The organism is Arthrobacter cavernae, assembly GCF_017368795.1.
GTDB lineage: Bacteria > Actinomycetota > Actinomycetes > Actinomycetales > Micrococcaceae > Arthrobacter > Arthrobacter cavernae.
Window position 1 is genome coordinate 1 of record NZ_JAFNLL010000023.1, and the last position, 19,389, is coordinate 19,389.

The following is a 19,389-nucleotide window of genomic DNA, read 5'->3' on the forward strand; positions in this document are numbered from 1 at the left end:
GCGAAGGTATCCAACGGCCGCACCACAACACGCCCACCCTCCGGTCCGGTACTGGCCCTGCAGCCGGGCAGGGCTGGATGCTTGCCCACGGGCCCTATTCGGTGCTTACTAGTGGAAGGAACCCGACATCACAGGCCCAGGAGCTAGTTCATTCCAGCCACGCCTTCACGGGCTCCCAACGGCAGCAGACGCCAAGGATGACGACCGGAGGAAACAATGTTCGCTCGAGTCAGCACTTACCAGCCGGGCCCAGACTCCACAGGAGCCCCCACCGAAGACACCGTCAACCGGGTCCTCGAGCTCCCCGGATGCCGGGGGATCTACTACCTCAAGGGAACCGGAACTACCTCCCTTTCCATCACACTATGGGACAGCGAGGAGACTCTGACCGGAAGCCAGCAAGCCGCAAACGCGATCCGGACGGAGAGCAGCGAAGCACAACACATGCAGATCCTCGGCGTGGAGGAGTACGAAGTCCTCACGCAACATCTCAAGAATTAGAACCGCACGGGTCCGCCGCCTGGGCCACGGCACGCAGCCATGCTCGCTCCGGCGCATGAACGCGAAAGGGGCTCCGTCCACACTCAATCCGGACGGAGCCCCTTCGCACTGTGGATGAAGCACCCGGACTATGCGGCCGGCGCCCCTGCAATGTTGACGAGCCAGGCAATGCCGAACTTGTCGATGCACATGCCGAAGGTGTCACCCCACGGCGCCGGCTCCAGCGGCATGGTGACCGTGCCGCCGTCGGAGAGCTTGTCCCAGTAGCCACGCAGCTCGGCTTCATCCGCGCTCTCGCCACTCAGCGAGACCGAGAAGTTGTTGCCCGGCGTGAAATCCATGCTGTTGGGCGTGTCCGCAGCCATGAGCACGAGTCCGTTCCCGGAAACCAGCATGCCGTGCATGACCTTCTCGGCTTCGGCGGGATCTTCGCTGGCGTGGAATTCACCGAAGGTACTAATGGTGAGTTCGCCGCCGAAGACGGTCTCATAGAACGTGATGGCGTCTCTGGCATTGTCCCGGAAGGAAAGATACGGGTTGAGGCGGGTTGTCATGATCGGTTCTCCTCATTCGATGGGCGGCGCCGTGCGTCGCCGTGCGGACATGCTAGCAGTGCACAAAGGCAACTGCCCCCGAACATTCAGTCGCCGTCGTACGCTTTCTGCAGGACGTTGATGTCGAGCTTCTGCATCCGGAGCATGGCCTCCATGGCACGCTGGGCACCGGCTGCGTCCGGGCCGGTCAGCAGCCCGGGCAGGGCAGTCGGGACGATCTGCCAGGACAGCCCGTACTTGTCCTTGAGCCAGCCGCACTGGCTTTGCTCGCCACCGGCAACCAGCGCATCCCAGTACTTGTCGACTTCTTCCTGAGTTGCGCAGTTGACGACCAGTGAAACAGCTTCGGTGAAGTTGAACGCCGGACCGCCGTTCAATGCCGTGAACTCCCTGCCCTCAATCTCGAACTCCACCGTGATGGCCTTGCCGTCGGGTCCAGGCATGGTCTGGCCGATGGATGAATCGGCAAACAGAGCTGTGTAGAACGCGGCGGCCTCTTCGGCCTCGCTGTTGAACCAGAGACACGTGGAAATCTTCTGCATGGCGCCCACCCTTCGAGTCCGTCGGGGTCCCTTTTTGGCCCCTGTTCGAGGCTAGTACCGAGGCATTCATCACACAACGCCCGACGGCGGCGCTCATCACGACGCCGTCGGGTCGTCTGCACCTAATCGCCGGCGGCGCGCATCCGGCTGACCAGACCGACGGTGTTGCCTTCGCTGTCTTCGAAGAAGGCCATCCATTCCTCGGATCCGGCAGGACCAAGGCGCTCGTCCTCATGGGTAAAGATGACGTGAGGATCGGTGATGATTCTCACGCCCCGTCTCCGAAGGTCCTCGATCCGGCCATGGATGTCGGCAACTTCCAGGTAGAACAGCGACGACGGCGCTCCCCTCTCCAGCAGGAGCCTCACCCCGCCGAGGTCAAAGAAGAGCAGGCCCGGCGGATCGAAGACGGCCCGCGGCTCCGCCTCCAGGAGCTGCGAATAGAACGCCGACGCCCGCTCAAGGTCCTCGGCGTACTGGGCTACCTGAATGAGCTTCAACGGTTCCTCCCGGGCGGTCTGCGGCATGTTCTCCTTGACGCAAGCTTGGACGGCTTGCCGGCTTCGTACAAGGGCAGCACCCCGGATAGTGTCGGAAGCATGCGTTCACCTTCCCGCACCACAGTTCCTGCAGCCGTGTTCACGGCGGCAGTTGATGCACTGCTGATCCTCGTCTTCGCTGCCATCGGCCGCGATGCCCATGCACGTGGAGATGTCATCACAGGCGTCTTCGCAACGGCATGGCCTTTCCTGGCCGGTGCAGCCATTGCCTGGCTCGCCGTGCGGGCGTGGCGCGCCCCCTTGGCCCTCTGGCCAGCGGGGGTGGCAGTGTGGATCGGCGCCGTGGCAGGTGGAATGCTGCTGCGGGCAATCACCGGGCAGTCCGTGGTTCTTCCCTTCGTGATCGTTGCACTGATCAGCCTGGCCGTATTCCTGCTCGGCTACCGCGGAATCATCGCCCTGGGAAGGCGCTTCCGAAGGTCCCGGCCACGCGCCTGAAGCGCCTCGCCGAAGGGCCTGATGTACTAGGCTTGAAAGCAACCGCAACGATGCTTTTCCGGAAAGGCCTTACGTGATCACCGCTTTCGTTTTGATCAAGACGGATGCTTCGCGCATCCCGGAAACCGCAGAGGAAATCTCTGCCATCGAGGGCATCAGCGAGGTCTATTCAGTCACCGGCGAGTGGGACCTCATTGCAGTGGCCCGCGTATCCCAGCATGAGGAACTTGCCGATGTCATTGCCGACCGGCTCTCCAAAGTGCCGGCCGTGGTCCACACCACCACCCACATCGCTTTCCGCTCCTACTCGCAGCACGATCTTGACGCGGCTTTTGCCCTGGGGTTCGAGCAGTAGGGGACCTTAACGTCAAAGAGCCGCCGGCACACCACGTCGGCGGCTCTTTTGCAGTGCCGTGGGACTCGATTGACGGTGGGACTGGATTGACGGTGGGAACGCAGCCTATCCCCGGCTGAGTTCGATCCATTTCGCCAGGACGGCAGCCGCTTTCCCGGAGTCGATGGATTCCGCGGCAGTCCCCAGCGCGGCATGCATCCGCTCTGTCAGGGTTCCGTCAGCCTGCGTATCGAAGGCGACAAGGCCCGCCGCGGCATTGAGCAGCACGGCATCACGGACGGGGCCCGGCCGGCCGGCAAGCACGTCGCGGACAACCACGGCATTGGCGGTGGCGTCCCCGCCGCGCAGATCCGCCACGGTGGATGCACGGATGCCAAGCCCGGCCGGCGAGAACGTCTGCTCAGTTACCTGTCCACTCCGGATTTCCCAGACAGTGGAAGGACCCGTGGGGGTGAGTTCATCGAGGCCGTCATCGCCACGGAAGACGAGGCCGCGGCTGCCACGCCTCGCCAGGACGCCGGCCACGAGCGGCGCCATCCTGGCGTTGGCAACACCCACTGCCGATGCCTGCACATGGGCGGGATTGGTCAGCGGACCCAGGAAGTTGAAGGCCGTCGGAATGGCCAGTTCCTTGCGGGGGACTGCCGTGTGGCGGAAAGAAGGGTGGAAGACCTGGGCAAAGCAGAAGGTGATTCCCGCCTCTTCCGCGTTCCGGGCAACCCTGTCAATCGGCAGGTCGAGGCGCACACCGAGGGCTTCAAGGACGTCGGCAGAGCCCGACGACGACGACGCCGCCCGGTTGCCGTGCTTGACCACACGGGCGCCGGCCCCGGCGCATACGAGCGCGGCCATGGTGGAGATGTTCACGGTGTTCAGCTGATCGCCGCCGGTTCCGACGATGTCGAGCTTCTCGCCGGCGATGGAGATGGGATTGGCGTGGCTGACCATGGCCTCAACCAGGCCGGTCAACTCTTCCACGGTTTCACCTTTGGCCCGGAGGGCCACCAGGAACCCCGCGATCTGCGCCGGAGTCGCTTCGCCGGACATGATGCTGTTCATGGCCCAGGCCGTATGGTCGACTTCAAGGTCGGTCCCGTTGATGAGCGCTGAGATGATCCCAGGCCAGGTGCTGGTTTGCTGTGCCGATGCCGGTGAAGTCACCTCCTGATGCTATCGAGCGAGCGGCTCCCATGACCAATGCCGGCCCCACCGGGAACTTTTCAGCGCGATTTCGCGTCTTTGTAGAAAAAGTCTCCGGATTCGGTGGTTCGCATTGGGAAGTCTGGACTTTTACAGACATAATGTCCTTGTGACATCTGCGACCCATGCCCCCAGTACCCCGGCGCACCCGACGCTGAACCGCCCCAATCTGGTTTCTGTTGGAACCGTTGTTTGGCTGTCCAGTGAGTTGATGTTCTTCGCCGGTCTCTTTGCCATGTACTTCACTCTGCGCTCCACATCCGGACTGATGTGGGCCGAAGAGACCGCCAAGCTCAACTTCCCGTTTGCGCTCGTAAACACCATCGTCCTCGTTGCAAGTTCCTTTACTTGCCAGATGGGCGTCTTCGCCGCCGAGCGGCTTGAACCGCGCCGCACGGGCGGCCCGCTGCAGTTCACCCGCTGGGGCATGACCGAATGGTTCGTCCTGACCTTCATCATGGGTTCGTTCTTCGTGGCCGGCCAGACGATGGAATACGCCATGCTCGTCTCAGAGCATGTGTCCCTGTCGTCCAACGCCTACGGCTCCGCGTTCTACATAACGACCGGCTTCCACGGTCTGCACGTGATCGGCGGCCTTATCGCCTTCCTCTTCATCATCGGCCGCGCTTTTGCTGCCAAGAAGTTCGGGCACTTTGAAGCGACGTCGGCCATTGTCACCTCGTACTACTGGCACTTCGTTGACGTTGTCTGGATCGGCCTCTTCCTGGTCATCTACGTCCTCAAGTAAGCCCGGCTTTGACTCTTTTTCTACAAGAGGCAGAATTTCAAGAAGCGGCTCACGGAGCCGACGCAGGATCGAATAAAGGAACCACCACGTGAAGGCACTCTCGCAGAAGCGACGTCACCCACTGGCAGCCATAGCGCTGCTGCTGATGGGGCTCCTCCTCACTGGTGGGCTTTACGCCGTTGCCACAACCGTCAACCAGGCCAAGGCCGACACCACAAGCTTCAGTGCGAATGACGCAGAGGAGGGTGGCAAGCTCTTTGCCGCCAACTGCGCCACGTGCCACGGCATGGGTGCCAGCGGAACCAAGGACGGCCCCTCGCTGGTCGGCGTAGGTGCAGCCGCAGTTGACTTCCAGGTTGGCACCGGCCGTATGCCCATGCAGATGAACGGCCCCCAGGCCGAGAAGAAGCCCAAGCAGTTCAACGATGAGCAGACGCACGAGCTGTCGGCTTACGTTGCCTCCCTGGGCGCTGGCCCGGCCATTCCCGAAGAGCACCTTCTTGACGAAAAGGGAGACGCAGCCAACGGTGGCGAACTCTTCCGCGTCAACTGCGCCATGTGCCACAATGCGGCGGCAGCTGGCGGTGCCCTGACCCGCGGCAAGTTCGCGCCGGCCCTGGCCGATGTGAGCGGCAAGCACATCTACGAGGCCATGGTCACGGGCCCGCAGAACATGCCCGTGTTCAACGACTCCAATGTCTCCCCGGAGGGCAAGCGCGACATCGTCACCTTCCTGAAGACGATCGAGGCCAACGGCTCCCCGGGCGGTGCCGACCTCGGTGCTTTGGGTCCGGTGGCTGAAGGTCTGTTCGTGTGGGTCGCCGGTCTCGGCGTCATCATTGCCTTCACCATCTGGCTGACGTCACGCACTTCGTAGCCGCACCACGGCCACAAAAACTTCTGCTGCACGGTCAGCAGGTTGGAACTGATAATTAACTCGGCTCAGGCCGAGACAACGAGAGAAGGATGAGGCGAATTATGGGCAACCATAGTGACGGCAGTCCGAACCCCTCGGGCACCGTAGCTACGGCTGGTCAGAATGAGGTGGAGAAGTTCCAGGATCCTGGACTGCCTCCGCATCGTTTGCGCCTGGCTGACACGGACCCGAAAGCCGCAAAGCGTGCCGAGCGTCAGGTTGCCATTCTGTTTGGCAGCTCGATCTTCGGTACCGTGATCTTCCTGGTGGCGTACTTCGCCATCGATCTGGGACACGATTCCTCGATTGCCACGATCCGCACGCAGAACCTTCTGCTGGGTCTGGGCACGGCGTTCGCGATGCTCGGCATCGGCACAGGTATTGTGCACTGGGCCAAGGCCCTTATGCCGGACCACGAAGTGTCGGAAGAGCGCCACGGCATCCGCAGCGAGGAAGACCGCCAGGCCGCCGTACGCATCGTCGACGACATTGTCGAGGAAACCGGCATCAAGCGCCGTCCCCTGATCCGCAACACCCTTCTGGGTGCCGTGGCTCTTGCCCCGCTGCCGGCCTTGGCCGTCTTCGGCGACCTTGGTCCGCGCCCTGACGACAAGCTGGCGCACACCATGTGGGCACCGGAGGGCGGCAAGCTCAAGCGACTGACGCGTGATCCCGACGGCACCCCCATCAGGGCCTCGGATGTCACCATCGGTTCGGCGTTCCACGTCATCCCCGAAGGTCTCAACGAGCTCCACGAAGGCAAGCTGAACGAAAAGGCCAAGGCCGTTGTGCTGCTCATGCGCCTGAACCCGGAATCGCTCAACCCCTCACCGGGCCGCGAAAACTGGGGCTACAACGGCATCGTTGCCTACTCGAAGATCTGCACGCACGTTGGCTGCCCCGTTGCTCTCTACGAGCAGCAGACCCACCACCTGCTCTGCCCTTGCCACCAGTCGACGTTCGACCTCACGCAGGAATGCAAGGTCATCTTCGGCCCGGCCAGCCGTCCGCTCCCCCAGCTGCCCATCGCCATCGATGCTGAGGGCTACCTCGTAGCCACGAGCGACTTCAAAGAACCTGTCGGACCGAGTTACTGGGAGCGTGACGAGCATGAGCGCCGCATCAACAGCTGAAGCCCCCTTCGTCGCCAAGACCAAAGTGGGCCGTTTCACGGACTTCGTAGACGAGCGTGTAGGCGGCTCCGGCATCCTGCGCGAATTCGGACGCAAAGTCTTCCCCGACCACTGGTCCTTCATGTTCGGTGAGGTGGCGCTGTATTCCTTCGTCATCCTGCTGATGTCGGGCACGTTCCTGACGTTCTTCTTCGACCCGTCCATGGCCGAGACCCACTACCAGGGTTCCTACACGCCGCTGTACAACGTCGAAATGTCCGTAGCTTACAGTTCCTCGCTGAACATTTCGTTCGATATCCGTGGCGGTCTGTTCATGCGCCAGGTCCACCACTGGGCCGCGCTGCTGTTCGTGGCGTCCTTGGGTGTGCACATGCTGCGCGTCTTCTTCACCGGTGCCTTCCGCAAGCCGCGTGAAATGAACTGGGTTGTCGGTGGTGTTCTGCTGATCCTGGCCATGGCTGCCGGCTTCACGGGCTACTCCCTCCCCGATGACCTGCTCTCCGGCAATGGCCTGCGCATCATCGACGGAGTCGTCAAGTCAATCCCGGTCATTGGAACGTACACCTCGTTCTTCCTGTTCGGCGGGGAATTCCCGGGCACCGCCATCATCGGTCGCCTCTACGTGCTGCACATCTTGCTCGTGCCGGCACTGATCCTGCTGATGATCGTCATCCACCTGTTCATGGTTGTCGTCCACAAGCACACCCAGTACCCCGGCCCGGGCCGCAGCGACGGCAACGTCGTCGGCTACCCGCTGGGGCCGGTTTACGCTGCGAAGGCCGGTGGCTTCTTCTTCATCGTCTTCGGCGTTATCGCCCTGATGGCTGCCGCATTCACGATCAACCCGATCTGGAACTACGGCCCGTATGACCCCTCGCCGGTTTCCGCCGGTACCCAGCCTGACTTCTACATCGGCTTCGTTGACGGCGCACTCCGGCTCATGCCGGGTGTCATCAACGACTTCCACTTCGAGTACGTCGTCTTCGGCTACACCCTGACGCTGAACGTCCTGCTCCCGGCCCTTGTGCCTGCAGGCATCATCTTCACGGTGCTGTTCATGTACCCGTGGATCGAACGCTGGGTCACCAAGGACAACCGTGAGCACCACGTCCTGGACCGCCCACGCAACGCCCCCACCCGTACGGCGATCGGTGTGGCCGGTTTCACTTGGTACTGCGTCATGTGGGCGGCAGCGGGTTCCGACCTCATCGCAACCGCCTTCCACGTTTCGCTGAACGACGTGACCTACTGGCTGCGCACGCTGTTCTTCCTTGGCCCGGTCCTGGCGTTCATCGTGACCAAGCGCGTGGCCCTGGCCCTTCAGCGCAAGGACCGCGAGATCGCACTCCACGGCCGCGAGACCGGACGCATCGTGCGCCTGCCGCACGGCGAGTTTATCGAAGTCCACGCACCGTTGGATGAGTACAAGCGCTACAAGCTGGTCGGTTTCGAATCCCCGGCTCCGCTGCCGGCCGTTCCGAACGAACACGGCGTGGTCACCAACAAGGAAAAGCGCCGCGCCGCGCTCTCCAAGTGGTTCTTCGAGGACCGTGTTGCCCCGGCAACGCCCGCGGAACTCGAAGCGGCCCATGCCCACGGCCACCACGAAGCCATTGAATCCGGCGAAGAACAGAAGAGCCTCAGCCACTAGCTGACACCGCTCAAGAAAGAGGGGCCCGGTCCATTGGACCGGGCCCCTCTTTTCGTTTCTCAATACGCAGCGTATGCCTTACGTGGTGCGGTAGCCCGTCGAATAGTTGCGCGTTGGCCTGGTTCCGGGACGCTGCAGCGGGATCCAGAGCTTGTACCTGTCCGCCCGGTAGTACGAGACGGAATAGTCCACCATGGCCCGGGCAACAAAGGCGTGCCTCTGGATCTTCAGCAGGGGCGAACCGACGTCGACGTTCAGGAGCCGGGCGGTGGACGGCGAGGCGGCAGTCGCCTCGATCATGTCCTCGCCCCATTCCATGACCAGTCCGTAGCGTTCGCTCAGGACGTTGTAGAGGGACGTGGGCGGAGCCTCGTCCAGCAGGCCCGGGACACGGTGCGCCGGAATGAAGTTCTCATCCACGCTCATCGGCTCGTTATCGGCCAGCAGGAGCCTCCGGAAACGGACCAGGGGTGTTCCTTCATCCAACTGCAGTTCGCGCGCCAGAAAGGCGCTGGCGGCGATTTGCTCGAAGCTGAGGACCTTCGCCGCGGGGACCATGCCGCGCCGCTGCATTTCCTCGCTGTAGGACGTCAGCTTTACCTGGAGGTCCAGCTTGGGCTTCTTGACGAATGTTCCAAGCCCTACGACGCGCTCGATGACCTCCTCACCAACCAGGGCGTCGATAGCTTGACGCACGGTCATGCGGGCCAGTCCGAACCGCTCCGACAGATCGCGTTCGGAGGGCAATGCCGAGCCCGGCGGACAAGACTGCCCGATGAATCCCCGCAGGATTTCCCGCAGCTGCACGTAGATGGGCACGCCACTGTTCCGGTCGATTTCGCCTGCGATCGCGGATGCTTCAGCCACAGCGCCGCGCCTGCTCACTTTGCTTCATACAACAAGGGTAGGCCACGCCGATCTCAGGTCTAGACCAGCGACCGGGCAGGCGCCGCAGTGGCCGCGGCGGCGCTACGCTTGTATGGAACTGATTCCAGTGGCGGCACACGTCCGTCAGAGCAAAGGAGCCCGCTTGCCGGAGCACAAAGCCATCGTTGCCGCGGAGATAGGTCTGCACGCCCGCGCAGCTGCCGTGTTTGTCCGGGCAGTCACGGACACGGGCCTGCCCGTCACCATCAGGAAGCCCGGCCAGCATCCGGTGGACGCCCGTTCACTGCTGGAGGTCATGACCGAGGACTTCGGTCATGGCTGCGAAGTGCTGCTTGAGGTCTCCGCCGACGCCCTGCCGGCCGGCAGTACCGTACGCGACGCAGAAGGTGCCTTGGCCGCATTGTCGGCCCTCCTGCAGGCCAGCGAAAGCCGCTGACGGCTTCTGTACCGGCCTTAAACGACGGCGGGCCCCACCAAATTGGTGGGGCCCGCCGTCGTTGTCTTGCGGGACTTGCTAGTGCGCGTGGTCTCCGCGGCTGTATTCGAAGACCCAGCCGACCAGTGCCACAAGGGCGAGGCCGGCAGCGACGAACATCACCCAGAAGCCCACGGCCAGGCCGAGGAAGCCTCCGGCGCAAGCCAGGCCGAGAACCAGCGGCCACCAGCTCCAGGGGCTGAAGTGACCCTGCTCGCCGGCGCCTTCGTGGATTTCAGCGTCGGGACGGTCCTCGGGGCGCATGCCGATGCGCTTGCCGGTGAAACCGAGGTAGGCGCCGATCATGCCGGCGAGGCCGCCGACGAGGAGGATGCCCAGGATGCCGACCCACTCGGACCAGTTGGTCAGGAAGCCGTAAGCCAGCGAGACGGGGATGAAGAAGAAGACTCCGGCTCCGAAGAGCCACGATTCTACTTTCACTTGGCGCTCTCCTTCAGTTCAGCGACGCTGTGCGACGGGGCCAGCTCGGGGTGGTGCAGGTCCAGTGCCGGGCGCTCCGAACGGATGCGGGGCAGGGACGTGAAGTTGTGACGCGGCGGCGGGCAGGAAGTTGCCCACTCGAGCGAGGCGCCGAAGCCCCACGGGTCGTCAACTTCGACCTTCTTGTTGCTGCGCCAGGTGATGTAGACATTCCAGAAGAACGGCAGGAGCGAGGCGCCCAGGACGAAGGAGGAGATCGTGGAGAACTGGTTCATCCACGTGAAGTTATCCTGCGGCATGTAGTCGGCATAGCGGCGGGGCATGCCTTCTACACCGAGCCAGTGCTGGATCAGGAAGGTGCCGTGGAAGCCCAGGAACAGGAGCCAGAAGTGGATCTTTCCCAGACGCTCGTTGAGCATCTTGCCCGTCCACTTCGGCCACCAGAAGTAGAAGCCGGCGAACATGGCGAACACAACGGTGCCGAAGACCACGTAGTGGAAGTGCGCAACCACGAAGTAGGAGTCGGAGACGTGGAAGTCCAGCGGCGGGGAGGCCAGGATGATGCCGGTCAGGCCCCCGAAGAGGAAGGTCACTAGGAAGCCGATGCTCCAGAGCATGGGGGTTTCGAAGGTGATGGAACCCTGCCAGAGGGTACCGATCCAGTTGAAGAACTTCACGCCGGTGGGTACCGCGATCAGCATGGTCATGAAGGCGAAGAACGGCAGCAGCACGGAACCGGTGACGTACATGTGGTGCGCCCACACTGTCACGGACAGAGCAGCAATGGCGATCGTCGCGTAGACAAGGCCCTTGTAGCCGAAGATCGGCTTGCGGCTGAAGACCGGGAAGATTTCAGACACGATGCCGAAGAACGGCAGGGCGATGATGTATACCTCGGGGTGGCCGAAGAACCAGAACAGGTGCTGCCACAGGACTGCGCCGCCGTTTTCGGGGTCGAAGATGTGTGCGCCGAAGCGACGGTCAGCGCCGAGCGCGAAGAGGGCTGCAGCCAGCGGCGGGAACGCCATCAGGACCAGGATGGACGTCACCAGCGCGTTCCACGTGAAGATGGGCATCCGCCACATGGTCATGCCCGGGGCGCGCATGCAGACGATGGTGGTGATGAAGTTGACCGCACCGAGGATGGTGCCGAAGCCGGACAGGGCTAGGCCGAAGACCCAGAGGTCACCGCCGACGCCGGGGCTGAACGTCGTGTTTGACAACGGAGCGTAAGCGAACCAACCGAAGGATGCAGCACCCTGGGGGGTGATGAAGCCGGAGACGGCGATGGTGGAGCCGAAGAGGAAGAACCAGAAGGCCAGCGCGTTCAGTCGCGGGAAGGCGACGTCGGGTGCACCGATCTGCAGCGGCATGATGACGTTGGTGAAGCCTGCGAACAGCGGCGTTGCGAACATCAGGAGCATCACGGTGCCGTGCATGGTGAACATCTGGTTGTACTGCTCTTTGGTCTGCAGGATCTGCATGCCGGGTTCGAACAGTTCCGCCCGGATGAGCAGCGCCATGACGCCGCCCAGGCAGAAGAACACGAAGGACGCAATGAGGTACATGTACCCGATGGTCTTGTGGTCCGTGGAGGTGATCCAGTTGACGACGATGCGTCCCTTGGACTTAGGAACTACGGGAGCCTCGAGGATCCCGGCGGATTGAGTGTAAGTAGCCACGTCGCTCCCCTTACTTGGTTTCGTTCAGGTTCGGGTTGCGGTCGTACTTTTCGCCGAGCAGGCCCGTGTTGCCGTCCTGGCGCAGCTTGTCCATGTGGGCCTGGAATTCAGGCTCGGAGACAACCTTGACGCGGAACAGCATCTCGGAGTGGTACTCGCCGCAGAGTTCAGCGCACTTGCCGTCGTAGGTGCCCTCCTTGGTGGGGGTGAACCTGATGTAGTTGGTCTTGCCGGGGATCATGTCGCGCTTCTGGAGGAAGGCGGGAACCCAGAAAGAGTGGATGACGTCGCGGGAGTTGAGCTCCAGGTCCACCGACTTGCCGACCGGCAGGTACAGGGTGGGGAGCTTCTCCTTGTCGACCTCATTGCCCGTGAGATGCGCCTGGACGCCGGCCTCATAGAGGTCCTCGGGGATGACCTGGCCCTGCTTGTAGTTGAAGTCCCAGGCCCACTGCTTGCCGCGGACGTCGACGACGACGTCGGCCGGCTGGGAGCGGTCATCGATGGCACGCTGGTCCTGGTCGGTGAAGTAGAAGAACACCAGGACCATGAAGAGCGGGATCGTCAAATAGAAGACCTCGAGCGGCAGGTTGTAGCTGAGCTGCCGGGGGAATCCCGTGGTGCCCTTGCGGCGACGGTAGGCAATGATGCACCAGACCAACAGGCCCCACGTGATGATGCCGACGGCGAGGGCGGCGATCCATGAGTTGACCCAGAGGTCCATGATCCGGTCGGTGTGGTTGGTGGTGCCGCGCTCTGTCGGCAGCCAACCCTTCTCTACCTCTGGCGAACATCCGGTCAAAACCAACGCGCCGGCTAGTGCCAAGCCAGTGATCGATGTGATCTTTATGCGTCGGCTGCCGGTTCGGTTCTGCGAACTCACAGACGGCCCTTCCTCTTGTTGCTGTCTCCCGGCAGGCCAAAGGCCCACCGGGCACACTAAAAGTTTTACTACCCGATGTAGAGCTTACCGCTACGCGGCGGTTTTCGCAGACATGTCGGCCCACTGGTTCGGATCGGGTCGAAACCCGCTGCGAACTGGGCCGACATGCGGCGAAAGACTCAGATCAGTGGAACGAATCGCCGCAGGCGCAGGAGCCACCGGCATTCGGGTTGTCAATGGTGAAGCCCTGCTTCGAGATGGTGTCCTCGAAGTCGATGCTCGCGCCGCTCAGGTAGGGAACGCTCATCTTGTCGACAACAACTTCGACGCCGTCGTAGTCGCGGACAGCGTCTCCGTCAAGGAGGCGCTCGTCGAAGTAGAGCTGGTAGATGAGGCCCGAGCAGCCGCCCGGCTGCACGGCAACGCGAAGTCGCAGATCGGTACGCCCTTCCTGCTCGAGGAGGCTCCGGACCTTGCCTGCTGCTACGTCGGTCAGCTGGACCTCGTGCGTGGGAAGCTCCTCGCCTGCGGCGAGCGTGGCTCCGGTGCTGTTTTCGTTGGTTGCAGTGCTCATTGGCCTACCTTCTTATGACGCTCCTGGCGGCGGCGCTTCCGCGCTGCCTGCCCTTACCAAATTACGTACGGGCTATAGCTCCATGCTACGTCGAGTGGACGCATAGCTATAACTCCTGACGTAACCGCCACCACCATTGACTTGTTCCCAAAAGTTGACTGAGGCCGCCGGGCAAGGGCCAGGCCGGCGTGCCTAGCCTTCAAGGCCTTCGGCATTCAGACGCGCAAGCATCAGCGCCTCGGCCAGGACGGCATGGCGGAAGTCCTCAAGGTGCAGTGACTCGTTGGCGCTGTGGGCGCGCGAATCCGGGTCTTCAACACCCGTGACCAGGATCTGGACGTCCGGATACATCTCGGTCAGGTCCGCAATGAAGGGGATGGAACCGCCGATGCCCATCTCCACGGCTTTGACCCCCCAGGACTCCCCGAGCGCCCACATGGCGATGCGGGCTGCAGGGGAGGCAGTGTCCGTCGAGAACGCGTTGCCGGACTCCCCCGGTGTGAAGGTCACACGGGCACCGAAGGGTGCATGGCTTTCCAGATGCTGCCGCATGGCTTCCATGGCGGACTGCGGGTCCTGGCCCGGAGCCAGGCGCAGGCTGAACTTGGCGCGGGCCGAAGGGACCAGAGTGTTCGAAGCGACATCCACGGCGGGCGCATCAATGCCAATGATCGAGAGCGCCGGCTTGGTCCACAGGCGGGAGGCAATGGTGCCCGAGCCGGCCAGCCGGACGCCGTCGAGCACTGACGCATCGGCACGGTATTCGGCTTCGGTGAGGTCGACGCCGGCCTCGTCCTTGGCGACCAGGCCGGCGACGGCGACATTGCCGTCGTCGTCGTGCAGGGTGGCGATCAGGCGGGACAGCAGCGTGGGGGCATCGAGAACGGGACCGCCGAACATCCCGGAGTGCACGGCGTGCTCAAGGACCCGGACTTCGAAGGTCCCGTCAACGAGCCCGCGCAGGCTGGTGGTCAGTGCCGGCACGCCTACCTTCCAGTTACTGGAGTCGGCCACCACGATGACGTCGGCGCGCAGCAACTCCCGGTGCGTCTCCAGGAACGTCCGGAATGTCGGCGAGCCGGCTTCTTCTTCGCCTTCGAAGAAGAACGTCACACCCAGTCCGAAGCCGGCGCCGAGGACCGCGGCCACAGCGGCGTGGGCTGCCAGGTGCACCATGATGCCAGCCTTGTCGTCAGCGGTACCACGGCCGTAGATGCGCCCATTGCGCTCCTCTGCCGTGAAGGGCTCGGATTCCCAGAGGGCGCGGTCGCCGGGCGGCTGCACATCGTGGTGTGCATAGAGAAGGATGGTCGGCTTGCCCGGGGCCGCCTGGCGACGCGCGACGACGGCGGGTCCGCCGGGGGTGCCGTCTTCCTTGTCGCAGCGCAGGATCCGGACATCGTCCATGCCGGCGGCACGGACCAGCTCCGCCACCGTTTCGGCGCTGCGCTCCAGCTCGGCCGGATCGAAGCTCGGCCAGGCAATGCCGGGGATGGCCACCAGGTCCTTCAGACGGGCAACGGTGCTGTCAAAGGAGGAATTGACGGCCTGGCGCAGGGCCTCGACGTTGATGGTGCCGGGGTTCCCTTGCTGGTTCTGCGGGATCTCCGCGTTCGTTGAAGTCATGGCCAAACACTACAACGGGGGAACCGCGCACCAGTACGAGGTGCCATCCGGAGCGGGCGCCCCGTCATCACCATCGTTACGTAATCCGCGCCACTATCCCGCGGGGTATTCTTTATGGGTGTTTGGACGTAAAAAGGAAGAGCCCAGCGCTCAAGACGTAGTTGACCAGGCCCACGCCGCCGCGCAGGAGTCAGGTGCCGGCAAAGGTACCCCGACACCCAAGCGCAAGGACCAGGAGGCCGCCCGCAAGCGTCCCCTGGTGCCAACGGACCGCAAGGCTTCCAAGGAAGCCGAGCGTGTGGCAATCCAGGACCAGCGCCAGAAAATGCGCCAGGCCCTCGACACCGGGGACGAAAAGTACCTGCCGCTGCGGGACAAGGGACCCCAGAAGCGCTACGCCCGCGACTACGTGGACGCCCGCTTCAGCCTCGGCGAGTACCTCATGTTCGGCGCCCTGCTCTTCGTGGTGATCTCGCTGATCATTCCCTCGTCCAGCGACCAGCTAAGCTACGTGCTGATCGGTTTCTGGGTCATGTTCCTGGCCGTCTTCGTGGATGTCTTCATCCTGTCCCGGAAACTGCGCAAGCGGCTGCTCGACAAGTTCGGCGAGGTGGAACGCGGCACCGTCTGGTACGGCAGCATGCGCTCCCTGCAGTTCCGCAAGCTCCGCCTGCCCAAGCCGCTGGTCAAGCGCGGCGAGTTCCCGTCCTAGGCAATGGCCGGACGGCCAGACAGCCAACTATTGAAAAAGCACCCCGGACCGATGGTCCGGGGTGCTTCTTTGTCCGCAGGCCGGCGCGGATCGCCGGCGGCCATGGCTACATGGTCCTGCTACTTCGTCCTGCGGCGCTTCGCCAGGGCCTTATTGATGCCGGCTGCCCAGAACGGCCCCTCATAGAGGAAGGCCGTGTAGCCCTGGACCAGCGTGGCGCCGGCGTCAAGGCGTTTCTGGACATCCTCTGCCGATTCCACTCCACCCACGGCAATGAGCACAAGGTCCTCCCCTGCCGCTGCCTTGAGCCGGCGGAGGACCTCAAGGGAACGCTGCTTGAGCGGGGCACCGGAGAGGCCGCCGGCACCCAGGGCTTCCACCTTCCCGGAGTCCGCCACGAGGCCGTCGCGGGAAATCGTGGTGTTGGTGGCAATGATGCCGTCCAGCTTGAGGTCGAGCGCAAGGCGCGCGACGTCGTCGATGTCCTCATCACTGAGGTCCGGCGCGATCTTCACCAGCAGCGGCACGTGGCGGCCGGCGGCCTGGTCGGCCGCGTCGCCGACGGCGCGGAGCAATGGCCGGAGGGTTTCCACGTTCTGCAGCAGGCGCAGGCCGGGGGTGTTGGGCGAGCTGACGTTGACCACCAGGTAGTCGGCTGCGGGCGCGAGGCTCCGCGCACTGACGAGGTAGTCCTCCACGGCGTCCTCGAGCTCCACGAGCTTGGTCTTGCCGATGTTGACGCCGATGACGGGCCGGACCCCAGCGTAGGAACGCTGGAGCGCGGCCCTCGCGTCCTTGAGGCGGGGTGCCACGGCCGCGGCGCCGTCGTTGTTGAAGCCCATGCGGTTGACCACGGCCCGGTCCTCAATGAGGCGGAAGAGACGCGGCTTGTCGTTGCCGGGCTGCGCCTGGCCAGTGATGGTGCCCACCTCAACGTGCCCAAAGCCGAGTTCGGCGAGGGCCTCGATGCCGTGGCCTTCCTTGTCGAAGCCCGCGGCCAGGCCGAACGGTGACGGGAAGGTCAGGCCGAACGCCTCCGTGCGCAGCGAGGCATCCGGCGCCGTCATCTTCGCAAGAATCCGACCCGCACCCGTGCGGTGGGCAGTCCTGATCGCCTGGAAGCCGATCTTGTGGGCTTTTTCGGCATCCATCCAGGAGAAGGCCAGTTTGAAGAAGGTGGGATAAACGCGCATGCTCCTAGTTTTCCGGTTTCCCACCCGCGCACCAAACCGGTGACTAGGCCGCGGGCTAGCATGTACGCATGCCGATCCCTGAACGTGACACACATCATGCCGGCTCATGCCGGCGGACGGATCAAGGCCGACGTCGGGAGTGTTCGGCGCCGGCTGCCGGCCGCGCAGCAGCGGCCGGTGTCTAAGCTGGTGCCATGGAGTGGGAAACCGACATCCTGGGTGAGGACTTCCAGGCCTGCACTTTTGACGCAACCGGTTCCGACGGCGTAGTCCGCCGGGCCACGCTGGTGCGCCATGTCAGTTCAGCCGCCGTCCCGGGTGGTTCCGTCCGGACGGGCAGCAACGGCGCCGTACTGTTCCTGCACGGCTGGAGTGACTACTTCTTCAACGTGGAGCTGGCACGGTTCTGGAGCAGGCACGGATTCATATTCTATGCCCTCGACATGCACAACCATGGGCGCAGCCTGCAGCCGGAAACCCCTGGCGGCTACGTTGCCCATCTGGACGACTACGACGCCGAGATCAGGAAGGCGATCGAACTCATCCGCGCCGAGCAGGCCCAGGCACCGGCCGGCACGCATGCGCTCACCCTCATGGGCCACTCCACCGGTGGCCTCATCGCGGCCCTGTGGGTCAGCCGCAACCCCGATGACGTCCAGTACCTGGTGCTGAACAGCCCCTGGCTAGAAATGCATGGCAGCTCGCTGGTGCGGCGTGCGGCACAGACCATGGTGGGCCCGATTGCGCGGCTGCGCCCCACCGCAGTGCTCCGGCTGCCCGAGCGTGGTTTCTATTACCGCAGCATCAGCCGTTCCGCGGAGGGTGAATGGCTGGTGGACGACAAAATCAGGCCGCCCATGGCCTTTCCCGTCCGCGCGGGCTGGCTCCGGGCCGTGCTGGCCGGCCATTCAAAGGTGGCCCGCGGGCTGCGCATCGATATTCCGGTGCTGGTGCTGACCTCGTCCGCCAGCGCAAACGGCATGGTCTGGCAGGAAGTGATGCGGCGCTCCGATGCCGTCCTGGATGTCAACGTCATTGCCGTACGGGCCATGGCGCTGGGCCGTACTGTCACGCTGGAACGCGTGGATGGCGGCCTGCACGATGTTTTCCTGTCCGCGGCGCCGGTCCGGGCCGATGCCTATGCCAGGCTGGCCCGGTGGATCCGGGGCTTCATTGAGTACGAGGAGCCGGACCGCCGGCCTGAAGGGGTGCAATGACCGTCAACGAAACCACTCGTCCGCTCTGGACACCGGATGTGCTGGGACAGGGGTTTGAAGCCCTGGAGCTCCCCCTGCTCCCCGACGACGAGGGACCCGTGAAGGCAACCCTCGTCCGGCACCTTGCGCCGGCCCCTGCGCCTCCGCACGGGATCCTCGATGCCCTGTCCGCCTTCACCAAACGCCGGCTGCGGACCATGCCTGTGGATCCGGCGGGCCCGCCACGGGCCGTGCTCTACCTGCACGGATGGGCTGACTACTTCCTGCAGACTGAACTGGCCGAGTACCTGGGCGCCTCAGGGTTCCACTTCTATGCCCTCGATCTGCGCAAGTTCGGCCGCAGCCTGCTGCCGGGGCAGACCCCGGGCTATACAACCGATCTGGCTGCCTACGACGAAGACATCGCGGCGGCGCTGCTCGCGATTGAGCAGGACGTCTCCACCCGCACCGGGAACACCACGGTCCCCACCATCCATATGATCGCCCATTCCCTGGGTGGCCTGGTGGCAGCCCTGTGGGCAGACCGCCACCCCGGCCGGATCGGCACGTTGACGCTCAACGCACCGTGGCTCGAACTGCAGGGCAGCAGCCTCATCCGCAGCATCGCGATGCACCTGGTGGAACCCTTCGCCCGGACGGACCCCAAGCGTCCCTTCCGTTTTCCCGAGATGCCCGCCTACTGGGAAAGTGTCAGCAGCGAGGCGCACGGCGAATGGCTCCTCGACCCCGACTGGCGGCCCAGAGCCTCGTTCCCCATCCGGGCGGGCTGGAGCAAAGCCGTCCTGACCGGGCACAGCGCCGTCGAACGCAAACTCAACATCGACGCACCGGTGCTGGTGCTGCTGTCCGGACGCACCCGCATCCAGGCGGAGTGGTCCGCGGAGCTCATGCGCGCGGATGCCGTGATCGACGTCGAGGAAACGTCCCGGCGGGCCCTGGGGCTCGGCCGCCGCACTGCCGTGTTCCGTTACCCTGGCGCCCTGCACGACGTGTTCCTGTCGCGGCGGACCATCCGGCAGCAGGCGTACCGCGATGTTGCCATCTGGCTGGCCTCGTACCCCTACTGACTTGTCCGTCCGTCCGGCCGGCATTCAGCGCTG

At 63.9% G+C, this 19,389-nt stretch carries 21 protein-coding genes; 10 read left to right on the plus strand and 11 right to left on the minus strand.

All coding sequences use genetic code 11. The annotated features are described in order from the left end of the window. Positions 1-629: 629 nt before the first annotated feature. The 3 genes from J1902_RS10380 to J1902_RS10390 form a co-directional block, all read right to left on the minus strand. Positions 630-1,055 (minus strand): VOC family protein, encoded by a 426-nt coding sequence (locus tag J1902_RS10380; protein WP_207616181.1) that lies wholly within the window; start codon positions 1,053-1,055, stop codon positions 630-632. Between the two features lie 86 nt (positions 1,056-1,141). Next, a complete protein-coding gene (locus tag J1902_RS10385) occupies positions 1,142-1,597 on the minus strand; it encodes a VOC family protein (RefSeq protein WP_207616182.1) in 456 nt (151 codons plus the stop codon). Between the two features lie 122 nt (positions 1,598-1,719). Then, entirely contained in the window at positions 1,720-2,097 is a 378-nt protein-coding gene (locus J1902_RS10390) for a VOC family protein (protein ID WP_207616216.1), read from the minus strand. 99 nt (positions 2,098-2,196) lie between these two features. Between J1902_RS10390 and J1902_RS10395 the strand changes: the two genes are divergently transcribed. Then, entirely contained in the window at positions 2,197-2,595 is a 399-nt protein-coding gene (locus tag J1902_RS10395; protein ID WP_207616183.1) for a DUF3054 domain-containing protein, read from the plus strand. A 73-nt stretch (positions 2,596-2,668) separates the two neighbouring features. After that, positions 2,669-2,950 (plus strand): Lrp/AsnC family transcriptional regulator, encoded by a 282-nt coding sequence (locus J1902_RS10400; RefSeq protein WP_207616184.1) that lies wholly within the window; start codon positions 2,669-2,671, stop codon positions 2,948-2,950. 105 nt (positions 2,951-3,055) lie between these two features. On the opposite strand, the gene trpD is transcribed toward J1902_RS10400, so the two are convergent. Next, positions 3,056-4,111 carry an anthranilate phosphoribosyltransferase gene (gene trpD, locus J1902_RS10405; protein ID WP_207616185.1) on the minus strand — a complete coding sequence of 352 codons (1,056 nt, stop codon included), beginning with the start codon at positions 4,109-4,111 and terminating at the stop codon, positions 3,056-3,058. Positions 4,112-4,259: 148 nt separating this feature from the next. Here trpD and ctaE point away from each other — a divergent pair, with 148 nt between their 5' ends. The 4 genes from ctaE (at position 4,260) to qcrB (ending at position 8,598) form a co-directional block, all read left to right on the plus strand. After that, positions 4,260-4,898 carry an aa3-type cytochrome oxidase subunit III gene (gene ctaE / locus J1902_RS10410; protein WP_307794425.1) on the plus strand — a complete coding sequence of 213 codons (639 nt, stop codon included), beginning with the start codon at positions 4,260-4,262 and terminating at the stop codon, positions 4,896-4,898. An 88-nt stretch (positions 4,899-4,986) separates the two neighbouring features. Next, positions 4,987-5,775, plus strand: a complete 789-nt coding sequence (qcrC, locus tag J1902_RS10415) for a cytochrome bc1 complex diheme cytochrome c subunit (protein WP_207616187.1) — start codon at positions 4,987-4,989, stop codon at positions 5,773-5,775. A 101-nt stretch (positions 5,776-5,876) separates the two neighbouring features. Next, positions 5,877-6,947, plus strand: coding sequence for a cytochrome bc1 complex Rieske iron-sulfur subunit (qcrA, locus tag J1902_RS10420; protein WP_207616188.1), 1,071 nt, complete (start codon positions 5,877-5,879; stop codon positions 6,945-6,947). Continuing rightward, on the plus strand, positions 6,925-8,598 hold the full coding sequence (gene qcrB / locus J1902_RS10425; RefSeq protein WP_207616189.1) for a cytochrome bc1 complex cytochrome b subunit: 1,674 nt from the start codon (positions 6,925-6,927) through the stop codon (positions 8,596-8,598). Before qcrA ends, qcrB begins: the two co-directional genes overlap by 23 nt. Positions 8,599-8,676: 78 nt before the next feature. Here qcrB and J1902_RS10430 read toward each other — a convergent pair whose 3' ends face one another. Then, positions 8,677-9,465, minus strand: coding sequence for a GntR family transcriptional regulator (locus J1902_RS10430; protein WP_207616190.1), 789 nt, complete (start codon positions 9,463-9,465; stop codon positions 8,677-8,679). A gap of 163 nt (positions 9,466-9,628) precedes the next feature. Between J1902_RS10430 and J1902_RS10435 the strand changes: the two genes are divergently transcribed. Next, a complete protein-coding gene (locus J1902_RS10435; RefSeq protein ID WP_207616191.1) occupies positions 9,629-9,922 on the plus strand; it encodes an HPr family phosphocarrier protein in 294 nt (97 codons plus the stop codon). A 78-nt stretch (positions 9,923-10,000) separates the two neighbouring features. Here the strand turns inward: J1902_RS10435 and J1902_RS10440 are convergent, their stop codons facing one another. From J1902_RS10440 to J1902_RS10460, 5 genes are all read right to left on the minus strand, one after another. Then, positions 10,001-10,402, minus strand: a complete 402-nt coding sequence (locus J1902_RS10440; protein ID WP_207616192.1) for a cytochrome c oxidase subunit 4 — start codon at positions 10,400-10,402, stop codon at positions 10,001-10,003. Continuing rightward, the gene (gene ctaD / locus J1902_RS10445; RefSeq protein WP_207616193.1) at positions 10,399-12,084 is read right to left on the minus strand and encodes an aa3-type cytochrome oxidase subunit I; all 1,686 of its coding nucleotides are present in this window, start codon (positions 12,082-12,084) and stop codon (positions 10,399-10,401) included. Before ctaD ends, J1902_RS10440 begins: the two co-directional genes overlap by 4 nt. A 10-nt stretch (positions 12,085-12,094) precedes the next feature. Then, positions 12,095-12,967, minus strand: coding sequence for an aa3-type cytochrome oxidase subunit II (ctaC, locus tag J1902_RS10450; RefSeq protein WP_207616194.1), 873 nt, complete (start codon positions 12,965-12,967; stop codon positions 12,095-12,097). A gap of 184 nt (positions 12,968-13,151) precedes the next feature. Further along, entirely contained in the window at positions 13,152-13,541 is a 390-nt protein-coding gene (locus tag J1902_RS10455; protein ID WP_207616195.1) for a HesB/IscA family protein, read from the minus strand. 192 nt (positions 13,542-13,733) lie between these two features. Further along, positions 13,734-15,167, minus strand: a complete 1,434-nt coding sequence (locus J1902_RS10460; protein WP_207616196.1) for a dipeptidase — start codon at positions 15,165-15,167, stop codon at positions 13,734-13,736. 118 nt (positions 15,168-15,285) lie between these two features. Here J1902_RS10460 and J1902_RS10465 point away from each other — a divergent pair, with 118 nt between their 5' ends. After that, positions 15,286-15,879, plus strand: a complete 594-nt coding sequence (locus J1902_RS10465) for a DUF3043 domain-containing protein (protein ID WP_207616197.1) — start codon at positions 15,286-15,288, stop codon at positions 15,877-15,879. A gap of 119 nt (positions 15,880-15,998) precedes the next feature. Here J1902_RS10465 and J1902_RS10470 read toward each other — a convergent pair whose 3' ends face one another. Beyond that, entirely contained in the window at positions 15,999-17,072 is a 1,074-nt protein-coding gene (locus J1902_RS10470; RefSeq protein WP_207616198.1) for a quinone-dependent dihydroorotate dehydrogenase, read from the minus strand. Positions 17,073-17,266: 194 nt separating this feature from the next. Between J1902_RS10470 and J1902_RS10475 the strand changes: the two genes are divergently transcribed. Together J1902_RS10475 and J1902_RS10480 are read left to right on the plus strand one after the other, a co-directional pair. Then, positions 17,267-18,289, plus strand: a complete 1,023-nt coding sequence (locus J1902_RS10475) for an alpha/beta hydrolase (RefSeq protein WP_207616199.1) — start codon at positions 17,267-17,269, stop codon at positions 18,287-18,289. After that, a complete protein-coding gene (locus J1902_RS10480) occupies positions 18,286-19,356 on the plus strand; it encodes an alpha/beta hydrolase (protein WP_207616200.1) in 1,071 nt (356 codons plus the stop codon). Before J1902_RS10475 ends, J1902_RS10480 begins: the two co-directional genes overlap by 4 nt. Positions 19,357-19,389: the final 33 nt, after the last annotated feature.